Annotated in this window: 15 protein-coding genes; 10 read left to right on the forward strand and 5 right to left on the reverse strand. The window is 71.2% G+C overall.

Translation table 11 applies throughout. The features are described from left to right. Nucleotides 1–53 precede the first annotated feature (53 nt). A complete protein-coding gene (locus tag POL25_RS11960; protein ID WP_272086096.1) occupies nt 54–524 on the reverse strand; it encodes a hypothetical protein in 471 nt (156 codons plus the stop codon). A 117-nt stretch (nt 525–641) separates the two neighbouring features. Next, nucleotides 642–1,184: a hypothetical protein gene (locus POL25_RS11965; protein ID WP_272086097.1), complete on the reverse strand. Its 543-nt coding sequence runs from the start codon at nt 1,182–1,184 to the stop codon at nt 642–644. A gap of 255 nt (nt 1,185–1,439) precedes the next feature. Here POL25_RS11965 and POL25_RS11970 point away from each other — a divergent pair, with 255 nt between their 5' ends. The 10 genes from POL25_RS11970 to POL25_RS12015 all read left to right on the forward strand — a co-directional run bounded on the left by POL25_RS11970 (nt 1,440) and on the right by POL25_RS12015 (nt 14,259). Beyond that, nucleotides 1,440–2,798, forward strand: coding sequence for a hypothetical protein (locus tag POL25_RS11970; protein WP_272086098.1), 1,359 nt, complete (start codon nt 1,440–1,442; stop codon nt 2,796–2,798). A gap of 48 nt (nt 2,799–2,846) precedes the next feature. Then, nucleotides 2,847–4,568 (forward strand): IgGFc-binding protein, encoded by a 1,722-nt coding sequence (locus POL25_RS11975; protein ID WP_272086099.1) that lies wholly within the window; start codon nt 2,847–2,849, stop codon nt 4,566–4,568. 93 nt (nt 4,569–4,661) lie between these two features. Next, nucleotides 4,662–6,377 (forward strand): IgGFc-binding protein, encoded by a 1,716-nt coding sequence (locus tag POL25_RS11980; protein ID WP_272086100.1) that lies wholly within the window; start codon nt 4,662–4,664, stop codon nt 6,375–6,377. Between the two features lie 189 nt (nt 6,378–6,566). After that, nucleotides 6,567–8,132, forward strand: a complete 1,566-nt coding sequence (locus POL25_RS11985; RefSeq protein ID WP_272086101.1) for a lamin tail domain-containing protein — start codon at nt 6,567–6,569, stop codon at nt 8,130–8,132. Nucleotides 8,133–8,150: 18 nt separating this feature from the next. Beyond that, nucleotides 8,151–9,644, forward strand: a complete 1,494-nt coding sequence (locus POL25_RS11990) for an amidase (RefSeq protein WP_272086102.1) — start codon at nt 8,151–8,153, stop codon at nt 9,642–9,644. A gap of 38 nt (nt 9,645–9,682) precedes the next feature. Further along, nucleotides 9,683–10,225, forward strand: a complete 543-nt coding sequence (locus POL25_RS11995; protein ID WP_272086103.1) for a gamma-glutamylcyclotransferase — start codon at nt 9,683–9,685, stop codon at nt 10,223–10,225. A 174-nt stretch (nt 10,226–10,399) separates the two neighbouring features. Further along, nucleotides 10,400–11,347, forward strand: a complete 948-nt coding sequence (locus POL25_RS12000; RefSeq protein ID WP_272086104.1) for a MopE-related protein — start codon at nt 10,400–10,402, stop codon at nt 11,345–11,347. Between the two features lie 431 nt (nt 11,348–11,778). Further along, nucleotides 11,779–12,381 (forward strand): sugar transferase, encoded by a 603-nt coding sequence (locus POL25_RS12005; protein WP_272086105.1) that lies wholly within the window; start codon nt 11,779–11,781, stop codon nt 12,379–12,381. Then, complete coding sequence (locus POL25_RS12010; RefSeq protein WP_272086106.1) at nt 12,372–13,388, forward strand: sensor histidine kinase; 1,017 nt, start codon at nt 12,372–12,374, stop codon at nt 13,386–13,388. The genes POL25_RS12005 and POL25_RS12010 overlap by 10 nt, the downstream gene beginning before the upstream one ends. A 73-nt stretch (nt 13,389–13,461) precedes the next feature. Next, entirely contained in the window at nt 13,462–14,259 is a 798-nt protein-coding gene (locus POL25_RS12015) for a LytR/AlgR family response regulator transcription factor (RefSeq protein ID WP_272086107.1), read from the forward strand. A 212-nt stretch (nt 14,260–14,471) separates the two neighbouring features. On the opposite strand, the gene POL25_RS12020 is transcribed toward POL25_RS12015, so the two are convergent. The 3 genes from POL25_RS12020 to POL25_RS12030 all read right to left on the reverse strand — a co-directional run bounded on the left by POL25_RS12020 (nt 14,472) and on the right by POL25_RS12030 (nt 16,988). Further along, nucleotides 14,472–15,395, reverse strand: a complete 924-nt coding sequence (locus POL25_RS12020) for a pirin family protein (RefSeq protein ID WP_272086108.1) — start codon at nt 15,393–15,395, stop codon at nt 14,472–14,474. Nucleotides 15,396–15,541: 146 nt separating this feature from the next. Beyond that, nucleotides 15,542–16,468, reverse strand: a complete 927-nt coding sequence (locus tag POL25_RS12025) for a LysR family transcriptional regulator (protein ID WP_272086109.1) — start codon at nt 16,466–16,468, stop codon at nt 15,542–15,544. Nucleotides 16,469–16,616: 148 nt separating this feature from the next. Then, nucleotides 16,617–16,988: a hypothetical protein gene (locus tag POL25_RS12030; protein ID WP_272086110.1), complete on the reverse strand. Its 372-nt coding sequence runs from the start codon at nt 16,986–16,988 to the stop codon at nt 16,617–16,619. Nucleotides 16,989–16,998: the final 10 nt, after the last annotated feature.

A 16,998-nucleotide genomic window follows, 5' to 3' on the forward strand; every position in this document is an offset into this window, starting at 1 on the left:
GGCGGCCGAGAAGGTGACTGCGAAGGGTACAGGAAAAGCGAGGAGAAATGGGCTCAGTAGCAGGCCAGGATCTGCGCGGCGCACTCGGCGGGCAGGTTGGGCTCGATGGCCAGCAGGTTGGCGAGATAACAGGCGGTACAGGTGCCGTCGTCGGGCATGCACTGCGGCATCGCGCTGCACAGCGGGACCACGCACTCGAACAGGTCGAACAGCGCCAGCCACTCCGCGGCGGTCAGCGGGGCCAGGCACTTGTCGAAGCACAGCTGCCACTCGCCCTCGAAGCTGTCCCACGCGTCGAGGTCGAGCGCGCAGTCTCGCGAGCACTCGAGCGCCTGGCGACAGCTCCAGTCCGACGGCGTCGGCTCGGTCGTCGAGGTCGACTCGACCGGCGGCTCGGTCGTGAACACCGGCACCACCGTCGGGTCGGCCTCCGTGGTCCCCGTGGTGCTCGGCGCCCAGACCTCGCGGTCGTCCGAGTTGCACGCCAACACGCCCGCGATCAGCAAGTAAGGCTTAACATCCATGTCCTGACCCGATGGCCAGGTCAGGCGGGATCCATCAGCGTCACGGGCCTCGGCCGGCGCGCGCACGAGCGGCCGGCGGGCGGGCGAGGCTGCGAGGCAAGAGCGCATGCTCGGCCCCTATTTGCACGCGTTCGCCTGGTCCACGCACTCCGGCGTCGGCGGATTGGTGGCGCTGAGCTTCTGCAGGTAGCATGCGTTACAATCGTCGCTGTCGCCGCCGTCCATGCAGGCCGGCGACGCCGAGCAGACCCCGACCACGCACTCGGTCAGGTCGAACAGCTTGAGCCACTCGACGTAGTTGATCTCGTCGAGGCAGTCGGTGAAGAAGCACGACTGCCAGTCGAACTCGGGCGGCGTCGGGTTGGGGATCTTGATCGCGCACTGGACCGCGCAGAAGATCGCGCTGCGGCACGTCTTCGGCGACGGCGGCGGCGGCGGCTCCGACGTCGTGTCCATCGGCTCGGCCGTGGTGAACGTCGGCACCTCGGTCGGGTCGATCTCGGTCGTCCCCGAGGTCGAGCCCGGGAACTGCTCGCGGTCGTCCGAGTTGCAGGCCGCTCCGGCGAGCGCCGCGGCCGCAGCCCACGCGAGGGCCCGAACCGAGAGGTGCAGGGGGGGGTGCGCCCGGGTCATCTCCTGCACCATACCAGCGGCGGTCATGGCGACCAAATGTTCCTGTGCGGCCTGTGTCACCCGGACCACGCCCGATCTGTCGCTGGTGTCATCGGCCCCGGCCGTAGACTGCGAATGCGCGCGAACTCGCCTCGCTTGTCACTCGCCGCGAAAAGGTGCCAAAATGAGAGACCCAGGGCCGCCTGGGGCCATACGGCCGCTGCGCCGACGCCTGCACGCCTTCCCCCGTGCGCGCGGGCAAAACTCGCCTCTCGCGCCCTCCTGCCTTAAGGAACTTCTGACATGAGCCATCGACGCTTCGCCTCCACCGGCCTCGCTTACGTCCTCGCCCTGTGCGCCGCCTGCGACCTCGAGTCGTGCGTCCGCGGAGAGCAGCAGGAGCTCGACTGCAGCGACCACCAGGACGGCTTCGAAAAAGCCGTCGCGCGCGAGGGCGTCCTGCTCGAGGCGATCCCCGACAAGCCCAGCTTCCCGATGGCGCTCGTCATCAGCGAGCGCGGCATCGAGGAGCTGCTCAAGGGCATCACCAGCGACACCAACCCGGTGGCCGGCGGCGACCTGTCGCTGTTTGGGCTCAACCTGCAGATCGTGCCCAAGAAGACCGAGGTCGAGCTGACCAGCGAGCTCGACAAGTGCAGCCGCTGCGTCATCTTCGCCGTCGACTTCGCGGTCCAGGCCGTCACCGACGGCGGCACCTCGCAGCTGGCGGGCAACGGCAAGTCGAAGATCAGCATCCCGCTGCGGCTCGAGGAGATCGACGGCGACACCAGCGCCCTGGTGGCCGCTTACGAAGAGCTGACGATCCTCGACCTCTCGCTGACGGCGATGGGCTTCATCACCGCCGAGTACCCCGAGTTCGAGAAGGCGCTCGAGATCAAGATGACCGAGCTCATCCGCGAGCAGTCGGAGCCGGTCCAGCTGATGAAGTTCGAGCCGTGGACGATCGGCACCAACTCGGTCAAGGTCGTCGCCAAAGAGTTCGCCATCTTCCCCGACGCCGGCGTCATCTCGCTCGGCATGCAGACCAACCTCGACCTGCCCAAGGCGGTCGCGCTCGAGGTCGGCCAGGCGCTCGACGGCGACGCGATGATGGCGGTGCAGATGCACCCCGGCCTGCTGCTCGGCATGGCCGAGCGCATGCTCGCCGAGGGCGTTATCCCGCGCCGCTACGACGACGACGGCGCGCCCGACCCCGAAGGCGCGCAGGGCATCACGCTGACCGGCCTCGGCAAGAACGCCATCGGCGCCAACGACCTCGACGTCACCTTCCGCGTGTGGCGCACCAAGGGCGACTACTGCGGCTACGCCAACGCGGTCAGCGTGCTGCGCCTGGACCTCCAGGACTCGGACGGCATCCAGGACCGCATCACCGTCGTCCCGACCGACGAGCTGCGCGTGCTCGACGGCGGCCAGGGCGTCGGCGAGCTCTACGAGGACAACGCCGACCTGGTCGAGGAGAACAAGGGCCTCGTCGACCACTTCAAGCGCAGCCTCGCCGACCAGATCGGCATCACCGTCAACTACAACGAGCTCGCGGTCGACGGCCAGAACATCGTCTTCGACGCCACCGGGCTCACCGTCAGCGACAAGAAGATCGACATCCTGCTCGACTTCCTGGTGCTCGCCGCCGAGGGCGGCTGACCCGCCGCTCGCGGTGTGCTCGACTTCTCCTTACCCCTGGAATTCAGCATGCGACTCCCCTCCCAAGCCCCCCTCGCCGCGGTCCTCGTCCCGCTCCTGCTGACCGGTTGCCCCGGCCTCCTGGGCAACGCGACCGGCGGCACCGACGGCGACACCTCGACCTCGACGACCACCGGCCCGGCGCCGACCACGATCCCCGACCTCACCACCACCGGCTTCATGCTCGAGTGCTACCCGGGCACCCTGCGCTGCGACCCGAAGAACAAGGGCGTGGTCCAGGAGTGCAAGGACACCGGCCTGGCGTGGGAGTCGACCCCCTGCACCGACGTCGAGGACTGCATCGAGGACGTCAGCGCCGGCACCGCCGAGTGCACCGGCCCGTGCGAGCGCATCGACAACCCGACCTCGGTCGGCTGCGAGTTCCTCGCCATCCGCATGAACAGCTTCAACTTCGAGGACGATGCCAAGGATGTTCTGATCGTCGGCAACACCGACACGACGCGCACGGCCCAGATCCAGCTGTGGTTCACGCCCAACAACAGCTTCACCGAGGAGCCGCTGTTCGAGCCGGTGCTGCTCGGGCCCGGCGAGTCGCACATCTTCGACGTCGTCAACGACACGCTGAAGGGCTACACCGCGTTCCGCACCGGCGGCGTGTTCCGCGTCGAGAGCGACGTGCCGGTCACCGCCTACCTGCACTCGGCGCTCGCCAACACCGCCAGCAACGACTCGTCGATGCTGCTGCCGACGCCGACCCTGGCCAAGGACTACGTCATCGCCTCGTACCCCGGCTTCGCCGACCCGGTGAAGCCCGACGAGATCAACGGCCGGCCGAGCTACTTCAACGTCATCGCCGTCGAGGACAACACCACCGTCCAGTGGGTCGCCCCGCGCGACACCGCCGCCCAGGGCGTCCTCATCCCCGCGGTCCCGGCCGGCGAGACGGGCACGATCACGCTCAACCGCTTCGACGTGCTGCAGGTCGGCGCGTCGTCGGCCACCAACATGGAGATGATCACCCACGACCTGTCGGGCACGGTCGTCAGCGCCGACAAGAAGATCTGGGTGATGGGCGCGACCGAGTGCGCGTTCGTGCCGTTCACCGTCGGCTACTGCAACCACCTGCAGGAGCAGATGATCCCGCTCGAGTACTGGGGCAAGAAGTACGTCGGCCCCCACTCGCCGTCGCGGGCGATGGAGAAGCACTACTGGCGGATCTACGCCGGCAAGGACGGCGTCACCGTCACCGTCGAGTCCAACGACCAGAGCTTCAAGGTGCAGCCGATCACGCTGGTCAAGCGCGGCGACTGGAAGGAGATCGAGGTCCCGCACAACGTCAGCCTGATCTTCACCGCGACCGGGCCGATCCTGCCGGTGCAGTACCTGACGGGCGGCAAGGCGGCCAACAACATCGGCGACCCCGCGATGTACCAGATGATCGCCGTCGAGCAGTGGCTGACCCGCTACGCGGTCGTCACCGGCATCGGCTACGAGCTCAACTACGCCCAGGTGATCCGCAAGAAGGGCGCCGCCGACGTCTCGATCAACGGCCAGACCGTCACCGGCTGGTACCTCATCAACGGCACCGGCGCGGACAACCAGTGGGAGGTCGCCGACTACCAGCTGGCCGACGGCGCCGAGGCCCGCAGCTACGTCGCCGAGTCGACCGACCCCTTCAACATCGTCGTCCTCGGCTACCAGCCCGGCATCCCCAGCTCGGCCTACGCCTACCCCGGCGGCATGAACCTCAAGAAGATCTACGCCCCGTGACCGCGAGGCGCGGCGATCCTGCCGCGCTCGCCTGCTGTCCCTTTGCACCTGGTCTTCGGGCCAGGTCCTGCTTATCATGATTGGATTGCATCGATGCCCCACCTTTACGCTCCCCGCGTGTGTCTGGGCGCGCTCGTGCTGCTCGCGGCCTGCCCCGACCTGATCAACCCCGCCGACAGCGCCAGCGCCAGCGCCACCACGACCGCCACCGGCGAACCGGCGACCACCACCACCACGGCGCCCGACCCGACCACCGGCTTCGAGCCGCTGTGTCTGCCCGGCCAGACCCGCTGCGACCCCGGGCAGGCCAACGTGCTGCAGACCTGCAAGGCCACCGGCACCGAGTGGGAGTCGAGCCCGTGCGCGCACCAGTGCGTCGACGACATCGAGTCGTCCGCGTGCGCCGGCCCGTGCGACACCGACGACGACCCGACCTCGATCGGCTGCGAGTTCCTGGCCATCCGCATGGACAGCCACAACGGCCCCGACGAACCCGACGCGCTGATCGTCGGCAACACCGACCCCGACGAGCTCGCCGCCGTCCAGCTCTACTACACCCCGGCCAACGACTTCACCGAGCAGGCGATCCTCGACCCGGTAATCCTCGCGCCCGGCGAGTCGCACGTGTTCGACATCACCGTCGACCCGCTGGCGTTCACCAGCTTCCGCAACGGCGGGGTGTTCCGCCTCGTCAGCGACCGCCCGGTCGCCGCCTACCTGCACTCGCCGCTCGCCAACGACTCCAGCAACGACGCCTCGATGCTGCTGCCGGTCCGCTGGCTGCGCAAGGACTACGTCGTCGCCTCGTGGCCGCCGTTCGTCGACGCCGCCCAGCCCGACACCATCAACGGCCGCCCCAGCTACTTCACCGTCATCGCCCTCGAGGACGACACCACCGTGACGTGGCAGCCGCGCCAGCGCACCGCCGGCTTCGGCACCCAGTTCGAGGCGGTCGAGCCGGGCGCCACCGGGACCAAGGTCATGCACCGCTTCGACGTGCTGCAGGTCGCCGCCTCCTCGCCGCCGGGCGACACCGACTACGTGCACCACGACGTGTCCGGCACGCTCGTCAGCGCCGACAAGAACATCTGGGTCATGGGCGCGACCGACTGCGCCTACGTGCCGTTCGGCTCCGGGTGGTGCAACCACCTCCAGGAGCAGATGATCCCGCTCGAGTACTGGGGCAGCACGTACATCGGCCCGCCCTCGCCCCCGCGCTCCGGCACCGAGAAGCAGTACTGGCGCGTCTACGCCGGCGACGACGACGTCACGCTCGCCATCACCAACAGCGGCGACGCCAACACCGAGTTCAAGATGCTCGCCGAGCGCGGCGAGTTCGTCGAGGTCGAGGCCGATTTCGGCGTCAGCCTGCTGTTCGTCGGCCTCAACGACGCGCCGATCCTCCCGGTCCAGTATTTGGCCGGCAACGAGGCCGCGGGCGGGATCGGCGACCCGGCGATGATCCAGATGATCGCCGTCGAGCAGTGGCGCGATCGTTACGTGTTCGTGACGGGCGCCGACTACGAAGCCAACTTCGTGCAGATCGTGCGCCGCACCGGCGGCGCGGACGTGACGATCGACGGCCAGGTCGTCGGCGACTGGAAGCTCGCCAACTTCGCGGGCGACGACAACTATCAGATCGCCGACTTCCCGCTGCCTGGCGGCGCCGACGCGATCACCTCCATGGCGGCCTCGACCGAACCGTTCGGCATCCACGTGATCGGCTACAACCCGGCCGGTCCGGGCGACAAGACCTCGGCCTACGCCTATCCCGGCGGCATGCGGCTCGAGAAGTTGTTCGTGCCGTGAACCGCGTCCGCGGGGCGCGAGAAGGACCGCGCCCTGCCCCGTCCCTGGGTCCACGTCGGTCGATCGTCCGCCGAGCTCGCGCATCGCCGACCCGGCTCTACCTTGCAGGCGCGTGAGGCTGAGAAAGCTCGCTCGCCTCGCACCACCCCGCGGCGCTCGGTCGCCCGGCTTTCCGCTACCCTCCCGGCGATGTCGAAGCTCTCCTATCGTCTTGGATTCGCGCTCCTTGTCCTTCCTGCTTGTAGCAATCCGGCCCCGGCCGACACCGACGGTGACACCGACACGTCGACCAGCACGTCGACCACCGACGGCACCCAGACCACCGCCGGGCCGACCACCGACACGCCGACCACCTCGACCACCGTCGACCCGACCGTCTCGACCACTGACTCCTCCACCACCGAGTCGGTGACCTCGACGACCACGACGACCGAGACCACCGACACGACCGACACCGCGTCGACCACCGACTCCACGTCGACCACCGACTCCACGTCGACCACCGAAACGACCTCGACCACCGACGCCCCGGACCAGTGCGGCGACGGCGAGAAGAACGGCGACGAGACCGACACCGACTGCGGCGGCCCGACCTGCTCGCCCTGCACCGACGGCGGCACCTGCCAGGTCGACACCGACTGCGACAGCAACAGCTGCATCAACGAAGTCTGCGGCCTGCCGCCCGCGGCCTGCCTCGACGGCCAGCAGAACAACCTCGAGACCGACATCGACTGCGGCGGCGGCGAGTGTCCCGCCTGCGCCGACGACCAGATCTGCGCCGTGCCCGAGGACTGCGTCTCGAAGGTCTGCACCGACGAGGTCTGCGTGGCCGCCAGCTGCGAGGACCAGATCGTCAACGGCGAGGAGTCCGACGTCGACTGCGGCGGCCTCACCTGCGACAAGTGCGTCGACGGCGACACCTGCAACGGCGGCAACGACTGCGAGAGCGGCGTCTGCGACAACAGCGTGTGCTCGCCCGCGACCTGCGAGGACACCGAGAAGAACGGCAGCGAGACCGACGTCGACTGCGGCGGCCCCGACTGCGACCCGTGCGAGGGCGGCCTGGCCTGCGAGACCAACGACGACTGCGCCGAGAACAACTGCACCAACAACGTGTGCGTCGGCGTCTCGTGCCAGGACGGCATCCAGAACGGCGGGGAGACCGGCGTCGACTGCGGCGGCCCCGACTGCGGCTCCTGCCCGATCCTCGGCCTCATCATCAACGAGATCGACTACGACCAGGTCGACAGCGACTCCGAGGAGTTCATCGAGCTCCTCAACACGACCGCCGCGCCGATCGACCTCGCGGACCACAAGGTCCTCCTGATCAACGGCAGCAACAACAACCCGTACGCGACCATCGACATCTCCGGCGCCGGCTCGATCCAGCCGAACCAGTACCTGGTCATCGCCAAGGCCGCGTTCGTCGCCCCCAACGGCGCGCTCAAGGTCAACTTCGCCGGCAGCGTCGACCAGATCCAGAACGGCTCGCCCGACGGTATCGCCCTCGTGTCCGGCACGACCCTCGTCGACGCCCTCAGCTACGAGGGTCCCATCACCATGGCCAACACCAACATCGTCGGCCTCGGGGTCGTCAGCCTGGTCGAGGGCACCGTCCTGCCGATGAACATCCAGGACTCGAACACCGAGAAGCGCTCGCTCGTGCGCCTGCCCAACGGCAACGACACCAACAACGCCGCCACCGACTGGAAGCTGTCGGCCAACCCCACCCCCGGCGCTGCCAACGTCCCCTGAACCCGCTATGCTCGGCGCATGATCGCCGAGTATGAGGACCTCGACGGCCTCGCCCTCGCCGCCCTCGTGCGCGCGGGCGAGGTCTCGCCGCTCGAGCTGGTGGACGAGGCCATTCACCGCTGCGAGACCGACGGCGTCGCGCTCGGCGCCGTGGTCGCGCCGATGTACGAGCGCGCCCGCGACCTGGCCCAGAGGACATTGCCCGAAGGGCCGTTTCGCGGCGTGCCGACGCTGCTCAAGGACCTGGTCTCCGGGGCCGAGGGCGCGCCGCTGCAGGGCGGCAGCCGGTTCCTGCGCGGCGTGGTGTCGCCGGCCGACTCGGAGATCGTGCGCCGCTACCGAGCCGCGGGCCTGATCCCGGTGGCCAAGTCCGCGACCTCCGAGTTCGGCATCGTCCCGACGGTCGAGACCCTGGCCCACGGCGCGTGCAGGAACCCGTGGGACCTGTCGCGCTCGGCCGGCGGCAGCAGCGGTGGTTCGGGCGCCGCCGTGGCCGCGCGCATCGTCCCGCTCGCCAGCGGCAGCGACGGCGGCGGCTCGATCCGGATCCCCGCCTCGTGCTGCGGATTGTTCGGCCTCAAGCCCACCCGCGGCCGCACCCCGATCGGCCCCGAGCGCGGCGAGGGCTGGCAGGGCTTCGCCGTCCTCCACGCGCTGACCCGCTCCGTCCGCGACAGCGCCGCCCTGCTCGACGCCACCTGCCTCCCGGAGCCTGGCGCCGCCTACTTCCCGGCCTCGCCGGCCCGCCCTTACCTCAGCGAGGTCTCGACCCCGCCGGGCCAGCTGCGCATCGCCGTCACCACCCGGCCGATGCTCGGCGGCCAGGTCCACGACGACTGCGTCGCCGCCGTCACGTCCGCCGCCGCCCTCCTGCGCGACCTCGGCCACCAGGTCGACGAGGCCGCGCCCGCGGTCGACGGCCCGGCCTTCTCGCGCGCCTTCTTCGCCATCCTCTGCGGCGAGGTCGCGGCCGACATCGACGAGGCCGCGCGCCTGACCGGCCGACGCCCGCGCGCCGGCGAGTTCGAGTTTGTCACCTGGACTTTGGGACAGATCGGCAAGGCCCTCGGCGCCGCCGACTTCGTGGCCGCCAAGCGCCACCTGCAGCGGGCCGCGCTGCAGATCGGCCCGTTCTTCGCCGACTATGACGTGCTCGTCACCCCGACCCTGGCCCAGCCGCCCGCGCCGCTCGGCAGCCTCGGCCCGCAGGGCCTGTCCGCCTCGCTGATGAAGCTGCTCGGCCGCGCCCGCGCCGGCGGCCTGCTGCGCCGCCTCATGGCCCACGACCCCAGCGCCGACGACGTCTACGCCTACCTGCCGTGGACCCCCGTGTTCAACGTCACCGGCCAGCCTGCCATGTCGGTGCCGCTGCACTGGAGCCCCGCCGGCCTGCCGATCGGCGTCCAGTTCGTCGGCCGCTGGGGCGACGAGGCGACCCTGTTCCGCCTCGCCGGCGAGCTCGAGCGCGCGCGCCCGTGGGCCGGCCGTCGCCCGCCGCGCTTCACCGCCTGACCCGTGCGACCTGTCCTTCAGGACCTATCCTCTCCGACATGACCGATGAGACACCCTTGTGGTTGTTCGGCTACGGCTCGCTGATCTGGCGGCCGGCGATCCCCTACGCCGAGCGCTTGCCGGCCCGCGCCACCGGCTACGAGCGCCGCTTCTACCAGGGCTCGACCGACCACCGCGGCGTGCCCGAGGCCCCGGGTCGGGTCGTCACCCTCGTGCCCAGCGCGGCGGCCATCTGCGGCGGCGTCGCCTACCGCGTGGCCCCGGCCGACGTGCCCGCCGTGCTGCACACCCTCGACGTGCGCGAGCAGGGCGGCTACACCCGCCTCGAGCTGTCGGTGCAGGTCCTGGGAGCCGCGCCCGCCGAGGTCACCGCCCTCACCTACGTCGCCGCGCCCGGCAACCCCAACTGGCTCGGCCCCGCCTCCGCCGCCGCGATCGCCCGCCAGATCGCCCTCAGCCGCGGCCCCAGCGGCATGAACCGCGAGTACCTGGTCCGCCTCGCCGCCGCCCTGCGCGAGCTCGCCGTCGACGACCCCCACGTGTTCGAGCTCGAGCGCGAGGTCGGCGTCCACGACGATTGATTTTTCTTCAAGAGACCGGGCCGCACCGGGATGCGCGTCGTAAGCACGAACGAGATGTCCCTCGGGACATCTTCTTACACATGCTCCTTGGGACATGTCCCCGAGGACATTCGATTCGCCCCGACGCAGTCACCCTCGCGGTGCTCCGCCGCCGGACGGTGCTATCCTCGCCGCATGCGCCTCGCCGTCGGCGTCCCTCTCGCGCTCTGCGCCCTCGCAGCCTGCTTCTCCGACAGCCCGCCGCAGCTGTCCACCGGCGGAGCCACGACCACCGGCGACCTACCCCCCACGACCTCGACCGCGACGGGCGCGAACTCGACCTCGAGCTCGAGCACGAGCGAGCCCACGACCACCGACGCGCTCACCACCGAAGCGCCCACCACCGGCGGCTGTCCCATGGGCCAGCCCGAGACGCCCTGGTACCTCGACGGCGACGGCGACGGCTTCGGCGCCGGCGATCCGGCCGGGGTCGCCTGCGAGCCGCCGCCCGGCGCGGTCCTGGTCGCCGGCGACTGCGACGACACCGCGATCGCCATCAACCCCGACGCCGACGAGCTCTGCAACGCCGGCGTCGACGACGACTGCGACGGCCTCGTCGACGAGCACTCGCCCGCCAACCTCGAGTGCGACGGCTGCAGCCTGTCGGCGCTCGGCGACGCCACCTTCTGGGTCTGCAGCCAGCCGCTCGCCTTCAGCCCCGGCGAGGCCTTCTGCCAGCAGTACGGCGCCGCGGTCCACCTGGTCCACCCGCGCAACCCCACCGAGCTGGCCTTCGTCCGCGACCGCGTCCTCGACCACCTCGGCCAGCAGCCGGCCGAGCTGGGCTTCTGGACCGGGCTGCACCGCCGCGAGGCGCTGTGGGACGCCTGCACCGTCAACCCGGACGCCATCGACTGGGTCGCGCTCGACGGCGCGCCCGTCGACTACCTGCCGTGGCGCCTCGGCGAGCCCAACAACGAGGACTGCTCCCCGCTGTGCACCACGGACGTCCTCGATGACCCCGAGTGCCCGCGCGAGAATTGCATCGAGCTCGCCGAGACCGCCACCGGCGCCTTCAACGACCGCGCCTGCAGCACCGCCGCCGCCGGCCTGGTCTGCCAGGCCCGTATCGTCGACCCCTGACACTGACATGTCCTTGAGGACATGTAGTTCCACACACCCGAGCGTCACTTCCTGCGTACGGCCCGAAGAACATGTTCCGAAAGACATGTAGGTCACCGCTCGGGCCGGCCTCACGCCGCCCACCCGATCTACCGCGGCCCACGCCCAGGAGCCCACCCCACCGGGCGACATGTCCCCGAGACCGCGTCCGGCCACTCCCGCGCCTCCTCGCCCCTGACCTGCCAGCCCCGCGACCGTTCGACCGCCGCCCGCGACCGTTCGCCCGCCCGGCCGCGCCCGCGCGGACGACCGCGTGCCACCTTGCGCGTCGAGCCCTCGATGTTCGCCCTCTTGCACAGCGTCTTCGCCCTCCTCCTCTCCCTCTTGCCGCTCGCGCTCGCGGCCGCGGCCTTCTTGCCGCTGCTCGACCTCGCCGCGCTGGAGGACCGGCGATGAGCGCCCTCGCCCGCAAGCGCGCCTTTGACCTCGCGCTGCTGCTCCCGCTGGTCCCGCTGTTCGCCGTCGCCGTCGCCGCCCTCGCCTGCGGCGTGCTGCTGTGCGACGGTCGGCCGATCTTCTTCGCCCAGCCGCGCATCGGTCGCGACCGGCGGGTCTTCCACATCCTCAAGCTGCGCACCATGACCTGCGAGCCCGACCCCGCCGCGCGCCGCCCGACCCGCTTCGGCCGGTTCTTGCGCCTGCGCGGCCTCGACGAGCTGCCGCAGCTGTTGGTCAACGTCCTGCGCGGCGACATGAGCCTCGTCGGGCCGCGTCCGCTCACCGCCGCCGACGCCGAGCGGCTGATCGCCGAGCACCCGCCGTTCGCCCGCCGCTTCGACGTCCCGCCCGGGCTCACCGGCCTGGCCCAGGTCTACCTGGCCCAAGGGTCAGCCTTGACCGCCGCGCTCGACGCCGCCTACGCTGAGCAGCGCACCGCCCTGCTCGACCTCCGGATCCTCCTGCGCACCGCCTGGATGAACCTCGTCGGCAAGCGCCGCGGCGCCCTCCGCACCACGCTCCCGATCGGCCGCCCTCGCCACCTCTCATGGCCCTGATCGTCTCCACGCTGCAGGCCCTGCTCGCCCCCCGGCGGCTGGTCCCGATCGTGCTCGTCAGCGTCCCGCTGGTCGTCGCCCAGTACCGCTACTCGCCCGCACGCGACCCTGGCGCGGTCGTCGTCGGCCTCGCCATGTGCCTCGTGTTCGCGCTGATCGCCCCGTGGCTGTGGCGCGCCACGGCCACCCGCGGCTGGCTCGGCCTCGCGCTCTACGGCCTCGTCGGCGCCGCCTTCGTCGCCGTCCTCGGCGTCCTCCTCCCGGCCGTGTTCGGCGTCGGCCGCACCTTCCTCACCGAGGACGCCAGCTTGCTGGTCGCCCTCGCCCTGTTCCTCGTCGGCGGCTGGGGTCTCGGCCGCGACATCGACCTCGAGGCCAGCCTCGACCGCGAGCGTGCCCGCGTCGGGGCGCTCGCCCGCGAAGCCGAGCGCGCCCAGCTGCTCGCCCTGCGCAGCCACCTCGACCCGCACTTCCTCTTCAACACCCTCAACGCCATCGCCGAGTGGTGCCGCACCGACGGCGAAGTCGCCGAGCGCGCCGTCCTGCGCCTGTCCGCCATGCTGCGCACGATCCTCGACGGCGTCCGCCTGCCCGCCTGGTCGCTGCGCCGCGAGCTCGACCTCTGCCGCGACCTGTTCGCCCTCCACGCCGTGCGCGACCCCGGCCGCTTCGACTGCACCGTCGACGGCGACCCCGGCGACATCGCCGTCCCCCCGCTGCTGCTGCTGCCGCTGGCCGAGAACGCGATCAAGCACGGCCCGGCCGCCGGCCACCGCGGGCCGGTCCGCATCCACCTGTCCTTGGGGCCATCCGGCCTGCAGATCGTGATCGACAACCCCGGCCCGTTCACCGGCCCGCGCCCCGGCGGCGAGGGCCTGCACATGGCCCGCCGCCGCCTCGACCTCGCCTACGACGGCCGCGCCGACCTCGTCATCGGCCCCGCCGACCACGGCACCCGCGCCGTCGTCACCATCCCCACCGGCCCCCCGCCCACGGTGGTCACATGAGCCGCAGAATCAACCTGTCCCTTCAGACACCCACCTATCTTCACCAGGCGCAGCGCCGCCGTGCACAAAGGACATGTCCCCTCGGACATGCGTAACCGCAGCACCTGCCGACCCGCCGCTCAACCGCCTTCACCACGTCCCGATGACCTCCCTTTTATTAAAAATTCTCGTCGTCGATGACGAGGAGCTGGCGCGGCGGCGGCTGGTCCGGCTGCTCGCCGACCTCCCTGGCGTCGAGCTCGCGGGCGAGTGTGACGCCGGCCAGGCAGCGCTCGCGCGCCTGCGCGACCCGGAGGCCGAGGTCGACGTCGTATTGCTCGACATCCGCATGCCCGGCCTCACCGGCCTCGAGACCGCGGCCCTCCTCGGCGACGACGGCCCCTACGTCATCTTCACCACCGCGCACGACGAGCACGCCGTCGACGCCTTCGACCTCGGCGTCGTCGACTATCTGTTGAAGCCGATCGAGGCCGTGCGGCTGCACCGCGCGCTCGAGCGGGCGCGTCAGCGCCTCGGCGGCCAGCGTGGCGGCCCGCGCGAGCTCGTGCGCCTGCCGGTCACCACCCGCGAGGGCATCCTCCTCGTCGACCCGCAGGCCCTGAGCCACGCCGTGTTCGACGGCGCCCTCGTCACCCTCCACCTCGACGGCCGCACCCTGCTCACCGACCAGAGCTTGCAGGACCTCGAGGACAGGCTGCCCGCCGCCGCCTTCGAGCGCGTCCACCGGCGCGCCCTCGTCAACCTCGAGAAGATCGAGCGCCTCGAGCCGCTCGACACCGGCGGCTACAACGCCCGCATGCCCGGCGGCGACCTCGTCCCGATCTCCCGCCAGGCCGCCCGCCGCCTGCGCCGCCGCCTCGGCCTGTCCTGAAGGACAGCCCGCCGACCGCCGCCGCCTCGGCGGGTCCTGAAGGACAGCCCGCCGACCGCTCGCGCGGACGCCCGGCCCCGCGAGCTCCGTCGCGCCGCGGACCCGACGCGCTCGCAGGGTCGCCACGGCTGCTCCTTCGCATGTCCCAACGGACATGTCCATCAGGACATCGACCGCCGCCGTTCACCCCAGTCCGCGCGCAGCCGACCCTGTCACGCCGGCACCGGGCCGAACTTGCCGAGCTCGAAGTCGCGGACCGCGGCCGCCAGCTCGCTGCGGGTGTTCATCACGAACGGCCCGTACGACGCGATCGGCTCGTCGATGGGCTCACCGGCCAGGACCACCAGATGCGCGTCGTCCTTGGCCACCAGCTCGACGAACGCCCCCGAGTTCTCGAACACCAGCAGCTCGCCGTCGCGGGCGTGCTCGCTGCCCGACTTCGCGTGGCCCGACTCGACCAGCACCAGCGCGTTGTGGTGCTCCGGCAGCGGCACGCGCACGCGGTGCCTCGCCCGCAGCTCGACGTCGAGCAGCGTGATCGGCGTGTGCGTGCGCGCCGGTCCGCGGGCCCCCGCGAACTCGCCGGCGATCACCCGCACGCGGCCCGCGTCGTCGTCGAGTTCGACGCTCGGGATGTCGGCCGCGGTGATCGGTTGATACCCCGGCTCGCTCATCTTCAGCCGCGCCGGCAGGTTGACCCACAGCTGCAAGAAGCGCACGGCACCGCCGCGGCGGGCGAACTCCTGCTCGTGATACTCCTCGTGCAGGATGCCCCCGGCCGCCGTCATCCACTGGACATCACCGGGCCCGATGATCCCCGAATGCCCGGCCGTGTCGCGGTGCGCGATCGTGCCTTCCCACGCCAGGCTCACCGTCTCGAACCCGCGATGCGGATGCCAGCCGACGCCGCGCCGCCCCTGCGTCAGCGCCGGATAGGCCTGCCGCGGGTGATGGTCGAGCAACAGGAACGGGCTCACCCGCTCCATCGGCAAGCTGCGGCTCGGGAACACCCCGCGCACTTGAAATCCATCGCCGACCCAGTGCATCGGGCCGCCGCGGTGCACGGCCTCGACGCGGCGGGCTCGCCCCGGGAGTTCGAGGCCAGGAAGGGTCGGAGTCGTGATCGTCGTGTCCATGGTCCGACATCATGACGCCGCGCCTCGCCAGCGGAACTGCGCCGCAGGTGATGCCCGCCATCACCCGAGGTGATGCCCCGAATTCACGCCACAACCCCCGCGCTGCCGCAGTGGCACGAATCGACGGATCGCCAGCACACGCGGCTTCACGCCGCGGCCGTCGATCCACGCAGCGCCAGGCGACACAGATCGGTCAGCCGATCGACCGCCCAGCCCGCGACCGGCCCGAGCGGCGACCGCTTGCGTCGCACCAGCGTCAGCTGTCGCAGCGGCGGCGCGTCGCCCCACGCGGCCAGGTTCAGCGCCACCAGCTCCCCGCGACCCATCGCCTCGCGCACCAGGTGCTCGGGCTCGTGACCCCAACCGAGCCCGCCGACGATCAGCGCGTGCTTCGTCGAGAGATCGGCCACGCGCCACGTCCGCGCCGACAGCACCCCGCGATTGGCCGAACCGCGCCCGTCGGCCGCGCGCTCGCTGAGCACGATCTGCACCGCCGACCCCAGCGCCGCGTCGTCGATCGGCCCCACGATCGCGGCCAGCGGGTGCGACGGCGCCGCGACGGCGATCATCTTCAAATCGGCCAGCTGGCGCTGCTCGAGCCCCCTGAGGTCCGCGTCGATGCCGGCGATCCCCAGCGTCGCCCGGCGCTCGCGCACCATCGCCGTCACGGCGTCGAGCATCTCGGTGGCGATCGTCAGCTCGACCCCCGGGTGCGCCGCCGCGAACTCGCGGGCGAAGCCGACCAGCGCCGCGCTCGGGAACATGGCGTCGACCACCAGCGAGAGCCGCGTCTCCTCGCCCCGCTGCAGCCGCGCCACCACGGCCTCGACGGCCTCGAAGTCGGCGTGGATCTGCTCGGCGGCCGCCACCAGCGCCGCCCCGTGCTCGGTCAGCACCGGCACGCGCCCCGTCCTGTCGAACAACTTCAGCTGGAGCTGCGCCTCGAGCCGCTGGATCGACTGACTGACCGCCGCCTGCACCCGCCCGAGCTGGCGCGCCGCCGCGGTGAAGCTGCCGGCCTCGGCGACGGCGCGGAGGGTGCGGAGCTGGTCGATGCTGATCGCCTCGAGCACGATCCGCAGTGCACCACATCTTGCGCCGTTTTACACGCGCCGCCGGGCCCAGGGCGCGAGCGCCCCGGCAAAAATCAAATGTCCCGGCGGACATGTCGCTCGGGACCCGCGGGCCCTGGACAATCAACATGTCCGTTCGGACATGTCCTCAGATACTGCCCGCGAGCACCGCCTTGCAGCTGCCCGCCTCGCACGCGCAGTGGCCCCCGCAGTCCATCGTGTTCGGCGCGCACTGCATCGTGCACATCACGTCGGTGCAGTCCGGCTTCTGCGCCGCGGGCACGCAGCTCGCGGGGTGGCAGCACGAGGCCGGCACGCAGTCCGCGTCGACCTTGCAGGTGCCCTCGACCTCGCCGCCCTCGGCGCCCGCGGTCACCGGCTTCGGCGGCTCGCTGACGGGCGGAGGCTCGGTCGCCGGCTCGGCCGCGGGCTTCGGCTGGCAGGCCGCGACCAGGGCGAGCAACGCCGCCCCGAGGCAGCGGGACGGCACGGAGAGGTCCTTCGAGAGACGGGCAAGCATGCGCCCCTGT

The organism is Nannocystis bainbridge (assembly GCF_028368995.1).
Taxonomy (GTDB): Bacteria; Myxococcota_A; Polyangia; order Nannocystales; family Nannocystaceae; genus Nannocystis; species Nannocystis bainbridge.

What these genes read in the sequence shown, in the direction of transcription:
- POL25_RS11960 (WP_272086096.1), bottom strand. Translation starts at nt 524, where the DNA reads ATGGATGTTAAGCCTTACTTGCTGATCGCGGGCGTGTTGGCGTGCAAC.
- POL25_RS11965 (WP_272086097.1), bottom strand. Translation starts at nt 1,184, where the DNA reads ATGACCGCCGCTGGTATGGTGCAGGAGATGACCCGGGCGCACCCCCCC.
- POL25_RS11970 (WP_272086098.1), top strand. Translation starts at nt 1,440, where the DNA reads ATGAGCCATCGACGCTTCGCCTCCACCGGCCTCGCTTACGTCCTCGCC.
- POL25_RS11975 (WP_272086099.1), top strand. Translation starts at nt 2,847, where the DNA reads ATGCGACTCCCCTCCCAAGCCCCCCTCGCCGCGGTCCTCGTCCCGCTC.
- POL25_RS11980 (WP_272086100.1), top strand. Translation starts at nt 4,662, where the DNA reads ATGCCCCACCTTTACGCTCCCCGCGTGTGTCTGGGCGCGCTCGTGCTG.
- POL25_RS11985 (WP_272086101.1), top strand. Translation starts at nt 6,567, where the DNA reads ATGTCGAAGCTCTCCTATCGTCTTGGATTCGCGCTCCTTGTCCTTCCT.
- POL25_RS11990 (WP_272086102.1), top strand. Translation starts at nt 8,151, where the DNA reads ATGATCGCCGAGTATGAGGACCTCGACGGCCTCGCCCTCGCCGCCCTC.
- POL25_RS11995 (WP_272086103.1), top strand. Translation starts at nt 9,683, where the DNA reads ATGACCGATGAGACACCCTTGTGGTTGTTCGGCTACGGCTCGCTGATC.
- POL25_RS12000 (WP_272086104.1), top strand. Translation starts at nt 10,400, where the DNA reads ATGCGCCTCGCCGTCGGCGTCCCTCTCGCGCTCTGCGCCCTCGCAGCC.
- POL25_RS12005 (WP_272086105.1), top strand. Translation starts at nt 11,779, where the DNA reads ATGAGCGCCCTCGCCCGCAAGCGCGCCTTTGACCTCGCGCTGCTGCTC.
- POL25_RS12010 (WP_272086106.1), top strand. Translation starts at nt 12,372, where the DNA reads ATGGCCCTGATCGTCTCCACGCTGCAGGCCCTGCTCGCCCCCCGGCGG.
- POL25_RS12015 (WP_272086107.1), top strand. Translation starts at nt 13,462, where the DNA reads ATGTCCCCTCGGACATGCGTAACCGCAGCACCTGCCGACCCGCCGCTC.
- POL25_RS12020 (WP_272086108.1), bottom strand. Translation starts at nt 15,395, where the DNA reads ATGGACACGACGATCACGACTCCGACCCTTCCTGGCCTCGAACTCCCG.
- POL25_RS12030 (WP_272086110.1), bottom strand. Translation starts at nt 16,988, where the DNA reads ATGCTTGCCCGTCTCTCGAAGGACCTCTCCGTGCCGTCCCGCTGCCTC.